Raw genomic sequence first — 18,806 nt, forward strand, 5'->3', positions numbered from 1 at the left:
GGGGAAAACCATGAGCGATCGTATTTTTGCCGGCTTTTGGCTGCTGCTGTGTATCGGCGGGCTGTTTATCGGTTGGGGCATCCAGAGCGAATACAGCTATGAACCGCTGGGGCCGCGCCCGTTCCCACTGGCGATCCTCAGCCTGATGGCGCTGTGCGCGGCCCTGCTGTTGCTGCGCCGCCCGCAGGCGGTGGAGTGGCCGCACAACAAGGTGCTGCAGCGGCTGCTGGTGCTGGTGATCACCCTGGTGCTGTATGCCTGGGGCTTTGAATGGCTGGGCTTCCCGCTGGCGACCGCGCTGCTGACGTTCAGCATCGGCCTGCTGTTTCAGGCCAGCCTGCCGGCGGCGGCCATCTCCGGCGTCGTCATGGGCGCCGCGCTGTATTACGCCTTTGACCAACTTCTCGATGTCACACTGCCGCTCGGCGCCTGGCTGAGCTAACGGGAGCGATGATGGATACCTGGATGTATTTGACCCAAGGGTTCGAAGTGGCGCTGGTGCCGCAGAACCTGATTATCGCCCTGATCGGCTGCTTTGTCGGCACCATTGTCGGCCTGCTGCCGGGGCTGGGGCCGATCAACGGCGTGGCGATCCTGCTGCCGCTGGCGTTCGCCCTCAAACTGCCGGCCGAATCGGCGCTGATCCTGCTGGCGACGGTGTATATCGGATGCGAGTACGGCGGACGCATCTCGTCGATTCTGCTCAACGTGCCGGGCGACGCGGCGGCGATCATGACCGCGCTGGACGGCTACCCGATGGCCCAGCAGGGGCGCGCCGGCGTGGCGCTGTCTATTTCGGCGGTCAGCTCGTTCGTCGGCTCGATGATCGCCATCGGTGGCATCATCCTGTTCGCACCGCTGCTGGCACGCTGGTCGCTGGCCTTCGGCCCGGCGGAGTATTTCGCTCTGATGGTGTTCGCTATCGCTTGCCTCGGCAGCATGATGAGCCAGAACCCGCTGAAATCGCTGCTGGCGGCGCTGATCGGCCTGGGGCTGGCGACGGTAGGCGTCGACGCCAACACCGGCGTTTACCGCTTTACTTTCGACAGCGTGCACCTTTCTGACGGCGTGCAGTTTATCGTGGTGGTGATCGGCCTGTTCTCGGTCAGTGAAATCCTGCTGATGCTGGAGAGCACCAGCGCCGGTCAGAAGCTGGTGCGTAAAACCGGCCGGCTGCTGTTCAACCGCAAAGAGGCGGCGCAGTGCGCAGGCCCTACCCTGCGTTCGTCGGTGATCGGCTTCTTCGTCGGCATTTTGCCGGGTGCCGGCGCCACCATCGCCAGCGCGCTGACCTACATGACCGAGAAGAAAATCAGCGGCAACAGCGACACCTTCGGCAAAGGCGATATCCGCGGCGTCGCGGCGCCGGAAGCGGCCAACAACGCCTCGGCCTGCGGTTCGTTCATTCCGATGCTGACGCTGGGGGTGCCGGGCTCCGGTACCACGGCGGTGATGATGGGCGCGTTGACGCTGTACAACATCACCCCCGGCCCGGCGATGTTCACCGAACAGCCGGATATCGTCTGGGGGCTGATCGCCGCACTGCTGATCGCCAACGTCATCTTGCTGATCATGAACCTGCCGCTGGTCGGTCTGTTCACCCGCATGCTGACCATCCCGCTGTGGTTCCTGGTACCGGCGATCGCCGCAGTGTCGGCGGTGGGAGTTTATGCGGTGCACAGCACCACCTTCGACCTGCTGCTGATGGTCGGATTGGGGGTGTTCGGCTATATCCTGCGCAAAATGCATTTCCCGATGTCGCCGCTGATTCTGGGCTTTGTGCTGGGTGAGATGTTGGAGCAAAACCTGCGCCGCGCGCTGTCGATCAGCAACGGCGAATTCGGCATCCTGTGGAGCAGCAGCATAGCGCAAACGCTGCTGGTGCTGGCGGTGGCGGTGCTGGCGCTGCCGCCGCTGCTGCGCCTGATGCGCAAACGCCGCCATCTGGCGACCGAGGCCAAGGCCGAGTAATGCGAAACGGGCGGGGATCCCCCGCCCGTTATGTTTAACGGCCTAAGGCCGCCATTCTTCTTTCCAACGCCCCGATATCGTTATCGGCAAGCAACGGCTGGATCGCCGCAAACTCCGCCTCGGACAAGTCATAGATGCGCAAGGCAAGCAAACGCGCGATGATTTCCGGCGCGAATCGCCAACGGATAAACCTCGCCGGATTGCCGCCGACGATGGCGTAAGGCTCCACGTCGCCGACCACCACGCTGCCGGCAGCGACGATCGCCCCTTCGCCTATCGCTACCCCCGGCATCAACATCGCCCGCATGCCAATCCAGCAGCCGTCGCCCAGCCGGGTATCGCCTTTGGGACGGTATGCCTGTTGGATGGTTGCCATAAACGGGTACAGGCTCAGCCAGTCGATGCGGTGGGTGTGGTTGCCCCCCATCAGGATCACTGCTTCGGCAGCGATGCATACATAATCGCCGATCAGCAGGCGGTCTATTTCACCCAGCGGCTGCCATTGGCGGCTGACCGCATCGCCGTGCAGATAGCGCACCACCGAGCGTTCGAAGCCGCTATCCCAGCAATCGCTGTAGTAGCTGTGGGTGCCTTTGACGATGATATTCGGGTTGGTCACCGTCTGATGCAGCAGTTCGGTTTGAGACCAGTGTTTTTCGGACATGGCGTATTCTCTTGTTGCGGGAATAAAAGCCACGGAACGGAGTGTCTGTGGCCGTGTTGTCGTTCACTCAACACGGCAGATCAAGCGATAAGCGCTCGTTTCAATCTCGGGTTATTCATCATTAGTGCCTCTCTTGCGAGGCGCAATGGTAACCCATCACGCCTCAGCGGTCTTGCTTTTCAACAGCAACACGCCCCCCATCACCAGCGCGCTGCCCAGCAGCTGCAGCTGATTCATGCTTTCCCCCAGCAGGAAATAGGCGATCACCGCGGTGAACACCAGCTCCAGCGACAGGATCAGGTTGGCCACCGCCAGCGGCAGCGTTTTCAGACTGATGTTATACAGCCCGAAACCCAACAGCGTCGGCCCGGCGGCCAATGCCAGCAGCAACAGCCAGCCGCTCCACTGGATGCCCTGTGCGCCGTGCGACAGGAACCACAGAGAACCGGCCATGCCGTGAAACGCCGCCAGCGGGAACGCCGTCAGCGCCGCGTTAAACGCCAGCTGGTACAGCGCCGAAAAACCGAACACGTACAGGATGGTGTTCCACACCGGATAGCCGCGTTCACTGGCCACCCGCCCGCCGAGGGTATACAGGGTATAGCCGATGCCCGACAGCATCCCCACCAGCAACCCCAGCAGATCGAAGTGGCTGTTGCCCATGCTGTCGCCGTTGCTGACCAGGAAACAGCCGCCCAGGCTGATGGCGATCACCAGTAGCTGGCGCAGCGTCAGGCGTTCGCTGTACATCACCCAGCCGAGGAACACGGTAAACCCCACCGAACAGTAGGTCAGGATCGTCGCCACCGACGCGCCGTTCAACGCCACCGACAGCGTCCACAGGCTGTTGAACAGCGCCAGCAACAGGCCGTAAAGCGCGTAAAACACCACCTGTTCACGGCGCAGGCGTGCCCACTGCGGCTTCACCAGCAACAGCAGCGGCAACAGCACCAGCGCCACCAACGCCGCACGCCAGAACGCCAACACGAAGGTCGGCAGGTGATAGTACTCGGTCAGCGCACGGATGATGATGGCGGTAAAAGCCAGCAGCATAGCGCTGATAATGGCGATGACGTAACCCTGGTGGCTGCCCTGCAAGAGACGCGCGCCGGGCAGCGCCGGCCGGGCGGAAACGCCTGACGGTAATGACATGGGATCCTCGGAAAAATGGCGACAAACATACTCAGGCACACAGTGTAACGCGGCCATTTTTTCCCACTATAGCCACTTTACGGCGTTGTCATGCAGGCCACTTTTCGGCGCTTGAAGGCTTGCTGACATGGGGTATAGTAAAAATCACTCTCCATAACCGAGCCAATTTCGCATGCATATCCCGTTAGATCGCGAGCAGGATGTTCCGCTCTATTTGCAGATCGAAGAAGCGTTGCGGCGCGCCATCCTCACCGGCGTGTTCGTCGATGGCGACAAACTGCCCTCGACGCGCACGCTGGCAGCCGAACTGGCGGTCAGCCGTTTGACGGTGGATAACGCCTACGCCGAACTGGCGGCCAAAGGATTTCTGCACCAGCTGCGCGGCAGCGGCGCCTATGTTGCCCATCCGCAGACGCAGGCGCGCCCGACCCGGCCGAGCAGCGATACGCCTTTCTCGCTGGAGAGTTTCACCACCCTCACCTCGCGGCTGGACGGCTACGCCGACGCGCCGCTGCCGGAGGGGCTGATCAACTTCGCCGCCGGCGTCGGCAGCCCTAAGGTGTTTCCGCTGGAGGCGTTTCGCAAAGTGCTGCTGTCGGTGCTCAGCCGCCACGCGGAAGAGGCCTTCAGCTACGGCGAATACTGCGGCTACTACCCGCTGCGCGATACGCTGAGCCGTATTCTCAGCGCCCAGGGCATCCCCACGCAGGCGGAACAGGTGCTGATCACCAACGGTTCGCAGCACGCCATCAGCCTGGTGGTGCAAAGCCTGCTGGCACCGGGCGATTCGGTGATCGTCGAAGAACCGACCTACGCCGAAGCGCTGGGCCTGCTGCGCCAGCACCGCATCAATATCGTCACCGTGCCCGGCGACCGCGACGGCATGCGGGTGGATTTGCTGCCGGAGTTGTTGGAACGCCACCGCCCCAAACTGATCTACACCATCCCCAATTTCCACAACCCGACCGGCCGCTGCCTGAGCGAGGCCCGCCGGCGGCGCCTGCTGGCGATCGCCCAACAGGCCGGGGTGGTGATCCTGGAGGACGACTTCGTCGGCGATCTGCGTTATCAGGGCAAACAGCTGCCGTCGCTGCGCGCGCTGGCGCAGCCGGGCGCGGTGATCTACGTCAGCACCTTTTCCAAGATGCTGCTGCCCAGCATGCGCATCGGCTATCTGGTGGCGGACAGCGAACACTATCAGCGCTTCGCGCGGCGCAAGCACGTCGATAGCTTCACCAGCTCCAGCCTGATCCAGCGGGCGCTGGACGCCTTCGTCACCGTCGGCCGTTACGACAAACAGCTGCGGCGCGCCGGGCGCGTCTATCGCCGCCATCTGGACGTGATGGTCGACGCGCTGCAACGGCGGTTGCCACCGGGGTGCCGCTTCGAAACGCCGCAGGGGGGATTGTTTATCTGGCTGACGCTGCCTGAGGCGGTGACCACCGCCGAACTGATGCCGGTGGCCTGGCGGTACGGCGTCACCTTCGCGCGCGGTGAATGCTTTTACGCTCAGGAACAGCTGGGCGCACACGGCCTGCGGCTGAACTTTGCCGCCAACTCGCCGCCGCAGATTGAAGAAGGAATCGCCCGGCTGTGCCGGGCGATTGAGGAGGTAATAACGGAGAAAAACGCCGGTTAGACGGCGGCCCACCACAGCCGTAGCTTCATGCCCCAGTAGCTGGTCCAGCCGGTGGTGCTTTGCACCACCTTGCCCTGCGAGATCACCACGAAGGTCGGCGTGACGCCAATCCGCCACTGCGCCGACAGCGCGCCGGCCGGATCGTTGACCACCGGCAGCGCCAGCCGTTTGCGCGCCAGCCACTGCTTCACCTGGGCATCGTCGCCCGAGCGCAGCGCGACGGTCAGCACGTTGCCGCCCGCCGCCTGCAAGCGGGCGACGTCCGGCGTGGTGAAGCGGCAAACGCCGCACCAACTGGCCCAGAAGTAAACTAGCAGCGGCCGATCGTGGCTGAGCTGCGCCAACGACACCTTCTCGCCGTCCAGCGTGGTCAGCGTCTGGGCATCGAAGGCCGGCGGCGCCTGCGGCGCGTTCAGCCAATCCATCACCGTCACCACCGCCAGCGCGATCAGCGCCAGCAGCAACAACTCGCGCCCCCAGCGCTTGAGCTTAGCCATTTTTGGCCTTCGCCAGCTGCTGTTTCACCATCGCTTCCAGCTCTTCATACGACACCGCTCCCGGCAACATCCGATCGCCGATCAGCGTCGCCGGCGTCCCCTGCACGCCCAATTGCTCCGCCAATTCCATATTGGTGCGCAGCGTGGTCATGCTCTGTTCGCTGGGCGCCACCGCCTTGACGCCGGTTTTCTCTTGCGCAGCGGCGATGCTGGCGTTGTCATGGAAGCCTTTTTTCGCCATCAGCCGCTGGTGCAAGGCCCAGAATTGGTCCGGGTGCTGTTGCCAGGTGGTGAGCGCCACGCGCGCCGAACTGACCGAGCTTTCGCCCTTGAACGGCAGCAGTTTCACCACCAGCGCCACATCCGGGTATTGCTTGACAATCTTCTCCAGCATCGGATCAAAACGCTTGCAGTACGGGCAGTTATAGTCGGTAAAGGTCACCAACGTCAGTTTGGGATTGGCGGCGCCCAGATGCGGGCTGGCCGGATCCTGGTACAGCGTTTTGGCATTCTGCTTGATAGCCTGGCTGATTTGCTCGCCAGCGGTTTGCTGCTGCCAGGCGTCCACCGCCTGCGCCAGAATGTCCGGATTGGACACCAGCGTTTCACGGATCATCTCTTTGATACGCGCCTCTTGCGCCGGAGTGAAAGGTTCGGCGGCCCACGCCGGGGCGGCGATAATCATCAGTAAAATCAGTAATTTTTTCATTTTTCGGTTCCTTTGGCATCGGAAAGCGTTTGCAGCACGGCGTCACGGGTCAACAGCGGGGATAACACCACGCCGTCCGGGCTGCCGGGGCCATAGATTTGGTTGAAGGGCACGGCGACGCTGCCGCGCTTTTGCAGAAAGGCGCTGATGTCGGCCGACGGACGGCTCCAATCGCCGCGCAGCGCAACCACATCGTCGGCGCTCAGCGCTCGCTGCACGTCATCACGCAACAGCACATTGAATTTGTTGGCCTTACAGGTCACGCACCAGTCGGCGGTCACATCGACGAACACTCGCTTATGCTGGCCCAGCGCCTCGGTAATCGCCTGTTCGCTCAGCGGTTGCCACGGCACCCGATCCTGCAACGGCTGGCGCCACAGGCCGGCGGTCAGCGATCCCGCCAGCAGGGCCACGCCCGCCAACACCAACGTGCCCGCCGCCAGTTTGGCCGCCAACCGCGCCCCCTGTTGACGCCATACCGCCAACAGCAACGCCAGCAGCGCCAACGCCCCCAGCCACAGCGTGGCCTGCGCGCCGATATGATTGCTCAGCAGGCTCAGCAGCCACAGCGACGACGCCAGCATCAGCAGCCCCATCGCCAGCTTGACGGTATTCATCCAGCGGCCGGGGCGCGGCAACCGCAGCGCCAGCGACGGCCAGGCGGCAATCAGCAGCCACGGCAGGCTCATGCCGATGCCGAGCGCAATGAACATGCCCCACAGCACCGGCAGCGACGCCGCCAACGCGAAGGCCACCGCCGTGCCGAGAAACGGCGCCGAGCACGGCGTCGCCAGCAGCGTAGCGAAAGCGCCCTGCCAAAAATGGCCGCTCAGACCGTGTCCGTTATGGGTCGCCAGTGACGTATTCAGATCGGACGAGAGGCGCAGATGGAACAGACCGAACAGGTTGGCGCTGAACAGCAGCGTCACCAGCACCATAAAGCCGATAAACCACGGATTCTGGAACTGAATGCCCCAGCCGAGCGCATGGTTGCCGAGCCGCAGCAGCGTCATCAGCAAGGCCAGCGCCATAAACGAGGCGACGATGCCCAGCGACGACGCCAGGAACTGCAAACGCACGCTGTGCCGATCGCGCCGCTCCACCTGCAGGATCGAACCGAGTTTGATGCCCAGTACCGGCAGCACGCACGGCATCAGGTTGAGGATCAACCCGCCTGCCAGCGCCATCAATACCGCCTGCCATAGCGGGAACGCCGCAGCGGCGGGCGCGACCAGCGGATCGCCAATCGGCAGCGTGATCTGCTGCGCCATACCGCCGTCGTCGATCACCAACGTCAGCGTTTTGCCGCGCAGATCCGGCGCCGCATCGCCCCAGCCATCGCTGACCGGCACTCGCGCCAGCAGTTGAGCACCGTCGGTCTCGACCTGCGGCTTGCCGAGATCGGCATCCGCCAGCGTATCGAAGAACAGCGCAGGCTGCCGCCAACCGGCGGCGCGTTCGGCGGCAATCTGCAGCTCGCCGCTGCGGTAACCGGCCTTGACGCTCTCCGCCACCCCGGCGGCGATCGGCACCTGCCCCATCGCCTGTGCGAAGTCGTGGTTAAACTGCGGATCGTTCGGCGTCGTCAGATCCAGGCTGAACAGGTAGTCGGTCAGAATGCAGACATTGCTGCAGGTGGATAGCGTCAGGGTGCCCGCCAGCGGGCCGGATACCTGACCTGGCATCACGATCGGCAGCGCGACCCGATCGTGATAACCCTGGGTGGAAATGCCGGCCACCTCGAAACGCTGCGGCGTCGGCCAGTGCCAGGTCGCCGGCGGCGGGTTGCCTTGCCAGACTATCGCCGGCGCGATGCCGCCTTCGCCCGGAGAGCGCCAATAGGTTTTCCAGCCTTTTTGCAGCTCGACCGACAGCAGCAGACGGGTCTCCCCCGGCTGTGACGTGTCGGCGCGCAGCCGCACCTTGGCATGATCGTTGGTTGGATTTTGCAGCCAGCCGCTGTCCGCCGCCTGTGAAGCAGGCAGCCACAGCATAAACAGGCAAGCGCAGGCCAGCCTGATGATTTTCAACATGTTAATTCTCCATAAATGATTAATTCACCGCGAAAAACGGGCGATTAACTCATTCACGGAAGACGCATAATCGGAGGTGCACCCTGAGGGTGGGCGGTGAAATGGCGCGAGGAGGAGGAATGCGCAGGCGCGCAGCGATGGTCGGTGCCAACAGAACCAGCAGCAAGCCCAATCCGAACAGCACGGCTTCGAACATCACCGGCGGCGCGGCCAGCAATGACTTGGCGCTCAGCTCACAGGGCGTCGGCTGCGCTTCGGCGGCCTCATCGCCGGATTGAACGGCGGTGGCGGCCGGGATCCCCAGCGTTTGCTGCAGCGCATGCAGGCCAGCCATGCGCTGGGTCATGCACGTCAGCACCACCAGACAAGCCAGGCATAAAAACCATTTTGCAATCCGCTGCCGTTTAACCATGCCATCCTCACGTTCAGGTCTGCGGTTATCTTAGCGGCGCAGGCGCGATTAGCAACGTTTTGTCGGTAAAGAAATGTCTGGGCGGCGGTATTGATGGCGGCGATTTACAGGTATCATAGTCAGTAAGCCTGCGCTTTTCGCCGGGTACCATGATGATTCTCTCCTCCAGGCACCCTGCGGGGATACACAGCGAAGGACTGGTGATATGCAACCTTTGAGTGGGCCGGGCGCCCCAATCGCCGGCGAACGCCCTCCCTCCCCGGGCAAAACGGCGGCCACTGAAGATCAACCCCTCTCTCCGGCACAGCGCACGACGCTGGAAAAGCTGATCGTGAAAATCATGACGCTCAGCCCGACAAAATCGGCCGAGATCTGGGCCTCGCTGCGCCACGATCTCGGCGCCGACAACGGCGGTGAACTGCTGGCGCGCCATTTTCAACCGGCGGAACAGCTGCTGCAAACGCGCCTGGCACAGGCGCAGCAAAACCATGCCGGGCGCCAGCTGCTGCAACAGCTGGCCGAATTGCTGCCGCAGGGCAACAATCGCCAGGCGGTCAGCGATTTTATTCGTCAGCAGTTTGGCCACACGGTGCTGAGCCAATTGAGCCCACCGCAACTGCAGCAGGTGCTGAATCTGCTGCAGACCGGCGGCCTGACCATTCCCCAGCCGCAGCAAACCGCCACCAGCGATCGCCCGCTGCTGCCCGCAGAGCATCAAAGCCTGCAACAGCAGGTCACCAAACTCAGCGCCGCCACCGGCGAAGCGCCGGCTAAAATCTGGCAAACGCTGTTCGACCTGGCGGGCGTAAAAACCAACGATCCGCTGCCGGCACGCCACTTCCAGCTATTGAACCAGTTCTTGCAGGTGAAGGTGGCACTCAGCCCGCAGAGCGCGCCGACACTGAACAACCTGTTGGCGGCGCTCAAACAGCCGGCGGATGAACAAGAGCTGCAGCAGATGAACGACTACTGCCAGGCGCGCTTCAACTGCGGCGCCAATGCGCCGCTGACGCATCCGCAAATGAGCGACGCCATTCATCAGCTGTTTGCCCGCCGTCTGGATAAGGCCGGCCAGGCCCAGCCTATCGTCAGCCACTCTGTCGAGCCGCAGCCGCTGCTCAATCCGCTGATCGCCGCCCTGCCTCTGCCGCTGCAAAAAGCGCTCAGCAAGCCCGCCGTGGCGCTGATCCTGCTGCTGCTGGCGCTGGCGGTCGTGCTGGCGTTGGTGTTTTAACGCCTCAGGCGCAGCCGCAATCCACGGCGGCCGCCCTATCACGCAGCGATCCCGGCTGCTCGCCGATGGCCAACGGATGGCCGTCGCGCAGCCAGAAATCCAACCCGCCGATCAGCTCCTTGACCCTGAACCCCAGCTTCGCCAGCTTGTAAGCGCCTTTGGTTGAGCCGTTGCAGCCGATGCCGTCACAGTAGGTCACATACACCTTTTGGCGATCCAGGTGCGCCGTGCCGGCTTGGTCCATCAGGCGATGCGGCAAACTGAACGCGCCGGGGATATGCCCGGCGGCGTACAGCGCCTCCGCGCGGGTGTCGATCACCACTATCCCATCCTCGCCATTGCGCAGATCTTCCGCCACGTCCCAGGCATCCGCATAGCGGCTCAATTTGGCCGCCAGGTAAGCCAGGCTCTCTTCCGGCTCCGCCGGCGGAAAAGCCAGTACCAATGATTCTTTCGACATTCCGCTCACTCCCACGCATCAAGACAGATGACAATAGTGCCCCATTTTGGTCTTATGATTGATACCCATTTCTCACCCATGACAAGACCCATTATGCGGCACACGCTGATCACGCTGTTTCAGCAATCGCCCCACGCTGCCGGCACGCTGCGCGATCGCCTGTGCGGCGCATTGCGGCAGGCCATCCATCACGGCGCATTGGGCGTTGGGCAACGGCTGCCTTCCAGCCGGGTGCTGGCGGGCGATCTGAACCTCTCAAGGGTGACCGTCGAAGCCGCCTACGGCCAGCTGGAGGCTGAGGGATACTTGCAGCGCCGCGTCGGCCAGGGAACGTTCGTGGCGATCCGCATCGCCAAATCGCCGACGACGACGGCGCGCGGCACCGGCACCGGCACCGGCACCGGCATGCCGCGCCTTTCGCGGCGCGGCCAACAGATCGTGCAAACCGGCGGTTGCCGCGATCCGCAACATCCCCAGGCCTTCGCTGCCGGCTCGCCGGACCTGCGTGCGTTTCCGCTCGCCTTGTGGAAGCAACTGACTGCTCAGCGCCTGCGTCTTCAGGGAGAAAGCCTGCTGCGCTACGGCGATCCGCAGGGCTATTTGCCGCTGCGCGAAGCGATCGCCGCCCACGTTAACCAAACGCGCGGCGTAGTCTGCGATGCACGGCAGGTTATCGTGCTGACCAGTTCACAGCAGGCGCTGCAGCTGATCGCTACGTTGTTGCTGGACGGCGGCGACAGCGTCTGGATGGAAGAGCCGGGCTACGCCGGAGCAAGAAACGCCTTTATCAGCGCCGGCGCGGCCCTGACGCCGGTCGCGGTGGACAGCGACGGTCTGCGGGCTGAGCCGCCCTTGCCCGATCCGCGTTTGATTTACCTGACGCCCTCGCACCAATACCCGACCGGCGCGGCGCTCAGCCTGGCGCGTCGGTTGGCGTTGCTGGCGCTGGCCGAACGGCAACAGGCCTGGATCATCGAGGACGATTACGACAGCGAGTTTCACTATGACGGCCTGCCGATACCGGCGATGCAGGGCCTGGATCGCTGCGGCCGGGTGCTGTATCTCGGCACCTTCTCCAAGTCGCTGTTCCCTTCCCTGCGGCTGGCGTATCTGATCGTCCCGCCTGCGCTGGTCTCCCCCTTCGTCACCGCGCGCACGGTCTATGACGGCCACAGCGCGCAGCTGATGCAGGCGGTTACCGCCGAGTTCATCCGCCAGGGGCACTTCGCCGCGCATATCCGCTACATGCGCCAGCTCTACCGCAGCCGGCGCGATGTGTTGCTGGCGGAAATGCGCGAAAAACTGAGCCACTTCGCCACGCCCATTCCCGCCGCCGGCGGCCTGCAGCTCAGCGTTTGGCTGCCACCCGGCCAGGAGGCGGCACTCAGCCGGCAGGCGCGACGGCTCGGCATTCTCACGCCCGGGCTTTCGGCGCAGTACCAAACGACGCAGGCGCAGCGCGACGGGTGGCTGCTGGGCTTTTCGGCTCTCACGCCGGGCGAGATCCGCAGTGCCGTCGAGCGGCTGGCGCGGATCGCCGTGGTTTAGCCAGGCCCGACGGGATGCCGGCCGGCTTATTGCTCGGTCAGGCGCATCTCCGCCACCAACGGCAGGTGGTCGCTCACCGCCGGCCAATGAATGCCGTTCCAATCGCCGCTGGCGTTCGGCACCGTCAGGCTGTCCAGATGCCAGCGCTGCGCATTGCCGCTAAAGATGTAATCCACCTTGATTTCGGCGTTTTCCGCCGGCCAACTGCGGCCATCCTGCCCGTTAGGCATGATGTCGTTCCAATAGCGGCTCAGCTCCAGCCAGGTCACGCTGCCCGGCACGTCGTTCATGTCGCCGAACAGCAGCTTGATGCCGCGCACTTCGATGGTGCGATCGTTCAGCTCCCGCACCTGATCCAGGCGCATCGTCGGATCTTCCTTGGTATCGAGGTGGGTGTTGAACAGGGTGATCGGCGCCGGGAACTCCGGCACGTCGACCTTGGCGCTGAAGGCGATGCGCTGTTCGCGCTGGCCGGACGGCAACGGATAGATCACGGCGTCGTGCAGCGGATACTTCGACAGAAACGCCAGGCCATATTCACCGCCGTCGAAATCGATCGCCCGGCCGAACACCGCCTGCATGCCGGTCAGCTTCGCCAATTCCGCCGCCTGATCGACACGGCCGCTGCGGGCGGTGAGTTTATCCACCTCTTGCAGCGCCACCACGTCGACGTTCATCGCGCGAATCGCCTTGGCGATGGCGGTCATGTCGCTGACCTTGCCGGCGGCGATGTTGAAGCTGGCGACGCGGATCTTCGGCGCCTGCTCCAGTTCGTAAGTTTTATTTTTCAGGCCGCCCAACGCGCTGGCCACTTCGCGGCTGTTGGCGTTGCTGTTGGCGTGCCCGGTATCGGCGGACGACCAGGCGCTGTGAGAGATGCCCAGGGACAGTAAGGTGATGAGCAAAGCGTGACCGGTGTGCATGAATTCTCCTTGAGGGACAGATAAGTGTTATGCGGGCGCTTCCCGGCCCACAGCTAACACCGATTTTGCCGCAGAAACCTGCGACTATTTCCTAGTTGCGCCGCTATTTTTCGTTTCTGCGCGATGCTTCGCATTCTGGCGGTTTACGCATTGCACCGTTGGACAAACGGCTGATTTCGTTTTAAAACCGGTAGATTGCCAACCGCGAGGAGTCCCGATGACCAGCCCGATTGCCGAACAGCTCACCGAACGTTTCTTCCGCTACCTGGCGGTGACCAGCCAAAGCGACGCCGCCGCAACCGCCCTGCCCAGCACGCTGGGGCAGCATGAGATGGCGCAACTGCTGGCGGACGAGCTGCGTCGGCTCGGCCTGGCCGACGTGCAGATCGACGAGCACGCCACCGTGACCGCCCGCAAGCCCGGCACCCAACCCGGCGCGCCGCGCATCGGCTTCATCACCCATATCGACACCGTAGACGTCGGCCTGTCACCGGAGATTCGCCCGCAGCGCCTGCGCTTCACCGGCGAAGATTTATGCCTGAACGCCGAGCAAGACATCTGGCTGCGCACCGCCGAGCATCCGGAGATCCTGCCCTACCGGAACGAAGAGATCCTGTTCAGCGACGGCACCAGCGTGCTGGGCGCCGACAATAAGGCGGCGGTCACCGTGGTGATGACGCTGCTGGCCAACCTGACCGCCGCCGATCGCCACGGCGACATCGTGGTGGCGTTCGTGCCGGACGAAGAGATCGGCCTGCGCGGCGCCAAGGCGCTGGATCTGCAGCGTTTCGCCGTCGATTTCGCCTATACCATCGACTGCTGCGAACTGGGTGAAGTGGTGTACGAAAACTTCAACGCGGCGGCGGCGGAGATCCGCATCGAGGGGGTAACCGCGCACCCGATGTCGGCGAAAAACGTATTGATCAACCCGATACGCATCGCCAACGACATCATCAACCGATTTGACGTGCACGACACCCCGGAACACACCGAAGGGCGCGAGGGTTATTTCTGGTTCACGGATCTGGCCGCCAACGCCAATCAGGCGACGCTGAAGGTGTCGATTCGCGACTTCGATCGGGCGGCGTTCGAGGCGCGTAAAGCCCGCCTTGAGGAAACGGTGCGTCAGGTGGCGGCCAACTATCCGCGCGCCAATGTCAGCTGCCGCGTCAGCGACATCTACAGCAACATCAGCAACGCCATCGGCGAAGACCGGCGCGCGATCGATCTGATCTTCGGCGCCCTCGCCGCCCACGGCATCCCGCCGAAGGTGATCCCGATGCGCGGCGGCACCGACGGTGCGGCGCTCTCGAGCCGCGGCATCCTGACGCCCAATTATTTCACCGGCGCGCACAACTTCCATTCGCGCTTCGAGTTTTTACCCGTCAGCGCCTTCGTGAAATCCTATCAGGTGACCCGCAGCATTTGCCTGCTGGCCGCGCGGCAGAGCGGCAATCAGGGTTAGCTTAACAGCCAACCGATCAGGGCGGCCCACGCCAGCAGCGGCAGCGAGTAGTAGTGGAAACGCAGCCAAATCTTGCGCTCCCCCGCCATTCGCAGCGCAATCAGGTTGGCGAGCGATCCAATCGCCAACCCGAAACCGCCGGCGTTGACCGCATAGGCCAACTGCGCGCTGGAAGGCACGTAGTTGAGCAGCAAGATTGTAGCCGGCACGTTGCTGACGATCTGCGACAGCCCGACGCCCAGCGCATATACCCCGCCGTCGTTCAGCCCGGCGATGGCGGCGAACGCCGGTTGAAGCGGCGGCAAGCGGGTGAACAGGCCGACATCGATGAACATGGCAGCGAACACGAAAATCAGGCTCCAGTCGATCTGCAACAGCACCCGGCGCGCCAGCAGCAAAAAGCCGGCGAATACCGCCAGCAGCCCATACAGCGGCAGACCGATATCGAGGCACAGCAGAAAGATCGCATACAACGCCACGCAACTCAGCAACAGCGGCCGTTGATAGGGATAACCCTCGGTATTCGGCGTTTTCACGATCTCGCGCGCCGGGAAGTTGAACCAGGTCAGCGCCAGCAGGCTCAGCATCATCGCGGCGCCAAACGGCGCCATCTGGCCGATGAAGCCGAGGAAAGAGAGGCCGGAGCGGCTCCACAGCAGGATATTTTGCGGGTTGCCGATCGGCGTCAGCAACGAGCCGGCGTTCACCGCCAGCGCCTGGAAGATGATCAAACGCCCAATCGGCAGCGCCGACAGCTTCTTCAGCGTGATGGTGAGCGGAATGACGATAAACAGCGCCACATCGTTGGTTAGAAATGACGACAGCAGCGCGGCGGAAAACACCAGGAACAGCGCCAGCCGCCGTTCGCTGTGCAAGCGGTTGATGATCTTGCGGCCGACGAAGTCGAAATAGCCGCTGACCTCAACGCCCTTGGTCAGCAACATCAGCCCCAACAGGGTGATGATAGTGCGGCCGTCGATAAAATCGCTCAGCGCCGACAGCGGCTGCGGATGAAAGGCGAACATCGCTGCGCCAGCCAGCAGCAACGCATGCAGGAAACGGTCTTTGACAAAGGGATGGATAAGCCGGGAAATGGTGGTTGAACTCATGGCGGCAGCTTGAAACCTCAGCGAAAAGCATGGGCAAGACGTTAGCTCAGGCGCGGCCTCAGCGCCAGTAAAATGCTATTTTACCTTTATCCGCTTTCCATTTGCCGCGCTTTACTTTATTTGTAGCGGCTTTCCCGTTTTCAAAGGACATGTTATGGCTTCCCTGTTCGCCAAAGGGGCGCTGCTGAGCGCCTTATGCGCCCTGCTCGCCGCCTGCGACGATGCCTCCACCCGCCCGCAAATCGATATCGACGGCAAGACCATGGGCACCTTCTACAGCGTAAAAGTCAGCGGTGACGTCGCGATCGGCAAGCAAGAACTGCAACGGCAGATAGACAAAGTGCTCGAGCAGGCCAACGACGATATCTCCACCTACCGCGCCGACTCGGTGCTGTCGCGGTTTAACCACAGCGCCAGCCTCGAGCCGCAGCCGATCCCGCGCGGCATGGCGGACATCGTGTTGATGGCCCAGCGCATCGGCCGCGATACCGGCGGCGCCATGGACATCACCGTCGGCCCTTTGGTGAATCTGTGGGGATTCGGCCCCGACAAACATCCGGTCAAGGTACCGGAACAGGCGCAAATCGACGCGGCGAAGCAGCGCATCGGCCTGCAGCACCTGAAGCTGATAAGCGACAATCGTGGAGAGTGGCTGCAGAAAGATCTGCCGGACATGTATGTCGATCTTTCGACCCTGGGCGAAGGCTATGGCGCCGATGAACTGGTGCGCCTGATGAACCGTAACGGCATTACCAACTATCTGGTATCGGTCGGCGGCGCGGTCTCTTCACGCGGCGTCAACGGCCAGGGAAAGCCCTGGCGGGTGGCGATCCAGAAGCCGACCGACCGTGAAAATGCGGTGCAGGCGCTGGTGGATCTGCACGGTTACGGCATCAGCACCGCCGGCAGCTACCGCAACTACTTCGAACAAAACGGCCAGCGCTACTCCCATGTCATCGATCCGAGCACCGGCAGGCCGATCAACCATCGACTGGTTTCCGCCACGGTCATAGCGCCGACCGCGCTCGAGGCCGACGGCTGGGATACCGGCCTGATGGTGCTGGGTACGGAAAAAGCGTTAAAGCTCGCAGAGGAGAAAGGGCTGGCGGTCTACCTGATCAGTAAAACCGACGACGGTTTCAGCGCCGTGATGACGCCGCAATTCAAGGCGTTTTTGGTGCAGTAAGATAAAAAAGCCCGGCGCGCAATGGCCGGGCTTGTTGCATGCGCTCGCAGGCGCCGCGCCGATTACTTGGTCAGCGCGATGATGCCGAGGGTCAGACCGGCAACCGCCGCCGCACCGCCGGCGATCGCGCCTGCGGTTTCCCAGTTATCCTGAGTGGTGCCTTTCATACAGGTGTTGGTGTGCACCAGACGCCCCTGGTCATCGTAGACCGGAACGCAGGGAGAATCGGTGGCGCATCCGGCCAACACGGCCGACAGTAACCCAACCGCAATTAACTTTTTCATACTTCTTGCCTCAATGTTCGATCACTTTAAAAAGCCACACCGAGCGATTATCACGCTACCCGGCTATTGTATGCCCAACGCATGTAATGGCGAGGTAATGATGTGTCAGGGGATGTGATTTGGGAAAACTCCGAGCGCCCGGCGGGCGGGCTTCGGGCAGTAAAAAGCCCGCGAAAACGCGGGCTTGATGGCGAGATGGCGCTTAGGCGGGATTATTTCGCCAGTTTGCGCATCACCAGGGTGGCGTTGGTGCCGCCGAAGCCGAAGCTGTTGGACATCACGGTGGTCAGCTCGCGCTGGGTCGGCTGAGTCACGATGTTCATGCCGGCCGCCTGCTCATCCAGAGTTTCGATGTTGATGCTCGGTGCGATAAAGCCGTGCTCCAGCATCAGCAGGCTGTAGATCGCTTCCTGCACGCCTGCGGCGCCCAGCGAGTGACCGGTCATCGCCTTGGTGGAGGAGATAGCCGGGGTATTGTCGCCGAACACTTCGCGAATCGCGCCCAGCTCTTTCACGTCGCCTACCGGTGTGGAAGTGCCGTGCACGTTGATGTAGTCGATCGGCGCATCCAGATCCTGCATCGCCATCTTCATGCAGCGCACCGCGCCTTCGCCCGATGGCGCAACCATGTCGGCGCCGTCAGACGTTGCGCCGTAGCCAACGATTTCTGCGTAGATGTGCGCGCCGCGCGCCAGCGCGTGCTCCAGTTCTTCAACCACCACCATGCCGCCGCCGCCGGCGATGACGAAACCGTCACGATCGGCGTCGTAAGTACGGGAGGCTTTTTCCGGCGTATCGTTGTACTTGGTGGACAGCGCGCCCATCGCGTCGAACTCGCAGGCCATTTCCCAGCACAGCTCTTCGCCGCCGCCGGCAAACACGATGTCCTGTTTGCCCAGCTGAATTTGCTCAACCGCGTTGCCGATGCAGTGTGCGGAGGTCGCACAAGCGGAGCTGATGGAATAGTTCACGCCGTGGATTTTGAACGGTGTCGCCAGGCAGGCGGAAACGCCGGAAGCCATGGCTTTGGTCACCACGTAAGGGCCGACCGCTTTCAGGCCGCGCGGGCTGCGCATCGCATCGGCGCCGAACACCTGGAAGCGCGGAGAACCGCCGCCGGAACCGGCGATCAGGCCCACGCGCGGGTTGTTTTGATACTCTTCTTCCTTCAGACCGGAAGAAGCGATCGCTTCTTGCATCGCCAGGAAGGCATAGATGGAAGCGTCGCTCATGAAACGCACCGCCTTGCGGTCGATCAGGCCGGTCGTGTCGAGCTTAACTTGCCCCCATACGTGACTACGCATGCCGGAATCTTTCAGCTCCTGGGAGAAAGTGATCCCAGAACGTCCTTCCTGCAGGCTTGCCAGGACCTCCTGCTGGTTATTACCAATGCTGGAGACAACTCCCAGGCCAGTAATCACTGCACGTTTCATTCAATACCTCTTCCACTATTTACCTACGGGATTTTGCATCGCACTTTAGCGTACAGATGTAAGCCGAACAAGTCCGATCAGCGTTTT

General features: G+C 62.7%; 18 protein-coding genes. 7 read left to right on the plus strand and 11 right to left on the minus strand.

Annotated features, from left to right (window positions below; genetic code table 11):
• The first annotated feature begins 10 nt into the window (after window positions 1-10).
• Window positions 11-442 (plus strand): tripartite tricarboxylate transporter TctB family protein, encoded by a 432-nt coding sequence (locus ATE40_RS13915; RefSeq protein ID WP_019453755.1) that lies wholly within the window; start codon window positions 11-13, stop codon window positions 440-442.
• A gap of 11 nt (window positions 443-453) precedes the next feature.
• Window positions 454-1,971: a tripartite tricarboxylate transporter permease gene (locus ATE40_RS13920; protein ID WP_004936157.1), complete on the plus strand. Its 1,518-nt coding sequence runs from the start codon at window positions 454-456 to the stop codon at window positions 1,969-1,971.
• A gap of 34 nt (window positions 1,972-2,005) precedes the next feature.
• Here the strand turns inward: ATE40_RS13920 and ATE40_RS13925 are convergent, their stop codons facing one another.
• Both ATE40_RS13925 and ATE40_RS13930 read right to left on the minus strand, forming a co-directional pair.
• A complete protein-coding gene (locus ATE40_RS13925; RefSeq protein ID WP_019453756.1) occupies window positions 2,006-2,635 on the minus strand; it encodes a CatB-related O-acetyltransferase in 630 nt (209 codons plus the stop codon).
• A gap of 156 nt (window positions 2,636-2,791) precedes the next feature.
• Window positions 2,792-3,787, minus strand: coding sequence for a DMT family transporter (locus tag ATE40_RS13930; RefSeq protein WP_025160160.1), 996 nt, complete (start codon window positions 3,785-3,787; stop codon window positions 2,792-2,794).
• A 172-nt stretch (window positions 3,788-3,959) separates the two neighbouring features.
• Between ATE40_RS13930 and pdxR (ATE40_RS13935) the strand changes: the two genes are divergently transcribed.
• Window positions 3,960-5,426 (plus strand): MocR-like pyridoxine biosynthesis transcription factor PdxR, encoded by a 1,467-nt coding sequence (gene pdxR, locus ATE40_RS13935; protein WP_063919789.1) that lies wholly within the window; start codon window positions 3,960-3,962, stop codon window positions 5,424-5,426.
• Here pdxR (ATE40_RS13935) and ATE40_RS13940 read toward each other — a convergent pair.
• From ATE40_RS13940 to ATE40_RS13955, 4 genes are read right to left on the minus strand one after another with little or no spacing between them, the layout of a single operon-like run.
• Entirely contained in the window at window positions 5,423-5,923 is a 501-nt protein-coding gene (locus tag ATE40_RS13940; protein WP_019453759.1) for a protein disulfide oxidoreductase, read from the minus strand. The genes pdxR (ATE40_RS13935) and ATE40_RS13940 overlap by 4 nt on opposite strands.
• Window positions 5,916-6,632, minus strand: a complete 717-nt coding sequence (locus tag ATE40_RS13945) for a DsbA family protein (protein ID WP_063919790.1) — start codon at window positions 6,630-6,632, stop codon at window positions 5,916-5,918. Before ATE40_RS13945 ends, ATE40_RS13940 begins: the two co-directional genes overlap by 8 nt.
• Window positions 6,629-8,665 (minus strand): protein-disulfide reductase DsbD family protein, encoded by a 2,037-nt coding sequence (locus ATE40_RS13950; protein ID WP_063919791.1) that lies wholly within the window; start codon window positions 8,663-8,665, stop codon window positions 6,629-6,631. Before ATE40_RS13950 ends, ATE40_RS13945 begins: the two co-directional genes overlap by 4 nt.
• Window positions 8,666-8,714: 49 nt before the next feature.
• On the minus strand, window positions 8,715-9,077 hold the full coding sequence (locus ATE40_RS13955; RefSeq protein ID WP_019453762.1) for a hypothetical protein: 363 nt from the start codon (window positions 9,075-9,077) through the stop codon (window positions 8,715-8,717).
• Window positions 9,078-9,282: 205 nt separating this feature from the next.
• Here ATE40_RS13955 and flk point away from each other — a divergent pair, with 205 nt between their 5' ends.
• Window positions 9,283-10,311, plus strand: coding sequence for a flagella biosynthesis regulator Flk (gene flk, locus ATE40_RS13960; protein WP_019453763.1), 1,029 nt, complete (start codon window positions 9,283-9,285; stop codon window positions 10,309-10,311).
• 4 nt (window positions 10,312-10,315) lie between these two features.
• Here the strand turns inward: flk and ATE40_RS13965 are convergent, their stop codons facing one another.
• On the minus strand, window positions 10,316-10,771 hold the full coding sequence (locus tag ATE40_RS13965) for a rhodanese-like domain-containing protein (protein WP_019453764.1): 456 nt from the start codon (window positions 10,769-10,771) through the stop codon (window positions 10,316-10,318).
• A 93-nt stretch (window positions 10,772-10,864) separates the two neighbouring features.
• On the opposite strand from ATE40_RS13965, the gene pdxR (ATE40_RS13970) reads away from it, so the two are divergent.
• Window positions 10,865-12,319, plus strand: coding sequence for a MocR-like pyridoxine biosynthesis transcription factor PdxR (gene pdxR, locus ATE40_RS13970; RefSeq protein ID WP_177342842.1), 1,455 nt, complete (start codon window positions 10,865-10,867; stop codon window positions 12,317-12,319).
• Window positions 12,320-12,345: 26 nt separating this feature from the next.
• On the opposite strand, the gene ATE40_RS13975 is transcribed toward pdxR (ATE40_RS13970), so the two are convergent.
• Entirely contained in the window at window positions 12,346-13,242 is an 897-nt protein-coding gene (locus ATE40_RS13975; RefSeq protein WP_063919793.1) for an endonuclease/exonuclease/phosphatase family protein, read from the minus strand.
• Between the two features lie 217 nt (window positions 13,243-13,459).
• On the opposite strand from ATE40_RS13975, the gene pepT reads away from it, so the two are divergent.
• A complete protein-coding gene (gene pepT / locus ATE40_RS13980) occupies window positions 13,460-14,707 on the plus strand; it encodes a peptidase T (RefSeq protein WP_063919794.1) in 1,248 nt (415 codons plus the stop codon).
• Here the strand turns inward: pepT and ATE40_RS13985 are convergent.
• Window positions 14,704-15,816 carry an SLC13 family permease gene (locus ATE40_RS13985; RefSeq protein WP_063919795.1) on the minus strand — a complete coding sequence of 371 codons (1,113 nt, stop codon included), beginning with the start codon at window positions 15,814-15,816 and terminating at the stop codon, window positions 14,704-14,706. The two genes, pepT and ATE40_RS13985, sit on opposite strands and share 4 nt — an antisense overlap.
• A 154-nt stretch (window positions 15,817-15,970) precedes the next feature.
• Here ATE40_RS13985 and apbE point away from each other — a divergent pair, with 154 nt between their 5' ends.
• Window positions 15,971-17,002 carry an FAD:protein FMN transferase ApbE gene (gene apbE / locus ATE40_RS13990; RefSeq protein ID WP_063919796.1) on the plus strand — a complete coding sequence of 344 codons (1,032 nt, stop codon included), beginning with the start codon at window positions 15,971-15,973 and terminating at the stop codon, window positions 17,000-17,002.
• Between the two features lie 62 nt (window positions 17,003-17,064).
• Here the strand turns inward: apbE and ATE40_RS13995 are convergent, their stop codons facing one another.
• Both ATE40_RS13995 and fabB read right to left on the minus strand, forming a co-directional pair.
• A complete protein-coding gene (locus ATE40_RS13995; RefSeq protein ID WP_004936201.1) occupies window positions 17,065-17,286 on the minus strand; it encodes a putative periplasmic lipoprotein in 222 nt (73 codons plus the stop codon).
• Window positions 17,287-17,498: 212 nt separating this feature from the next.
• Window positions 17,499-18,719: a beta-ketoacyl-ACP synthase I gene (fabB, locus tag ATE40_RS14000; RefSeq protein ID WP_016926857.1), complete on the minus strand. Its 1,221-nt coding sequence runs from the start codon at window positions 18,717-18,719 to the stop codon at window positions 17,499-17,501.
• Between the last annotated feature and the right edge of the window lie 87 nt (window positions 18,720-18,806).

This window comes from Serratia surfactantfaciens (assembly GCF_001642805.2).
GTDB classification, from domain to species: Bacteria; Pseudomonadota; Gammaproteobacteria; order Enterobacterales; family Enterobacteriaceae; genus Serratia; species Serratia surfactantfaciens.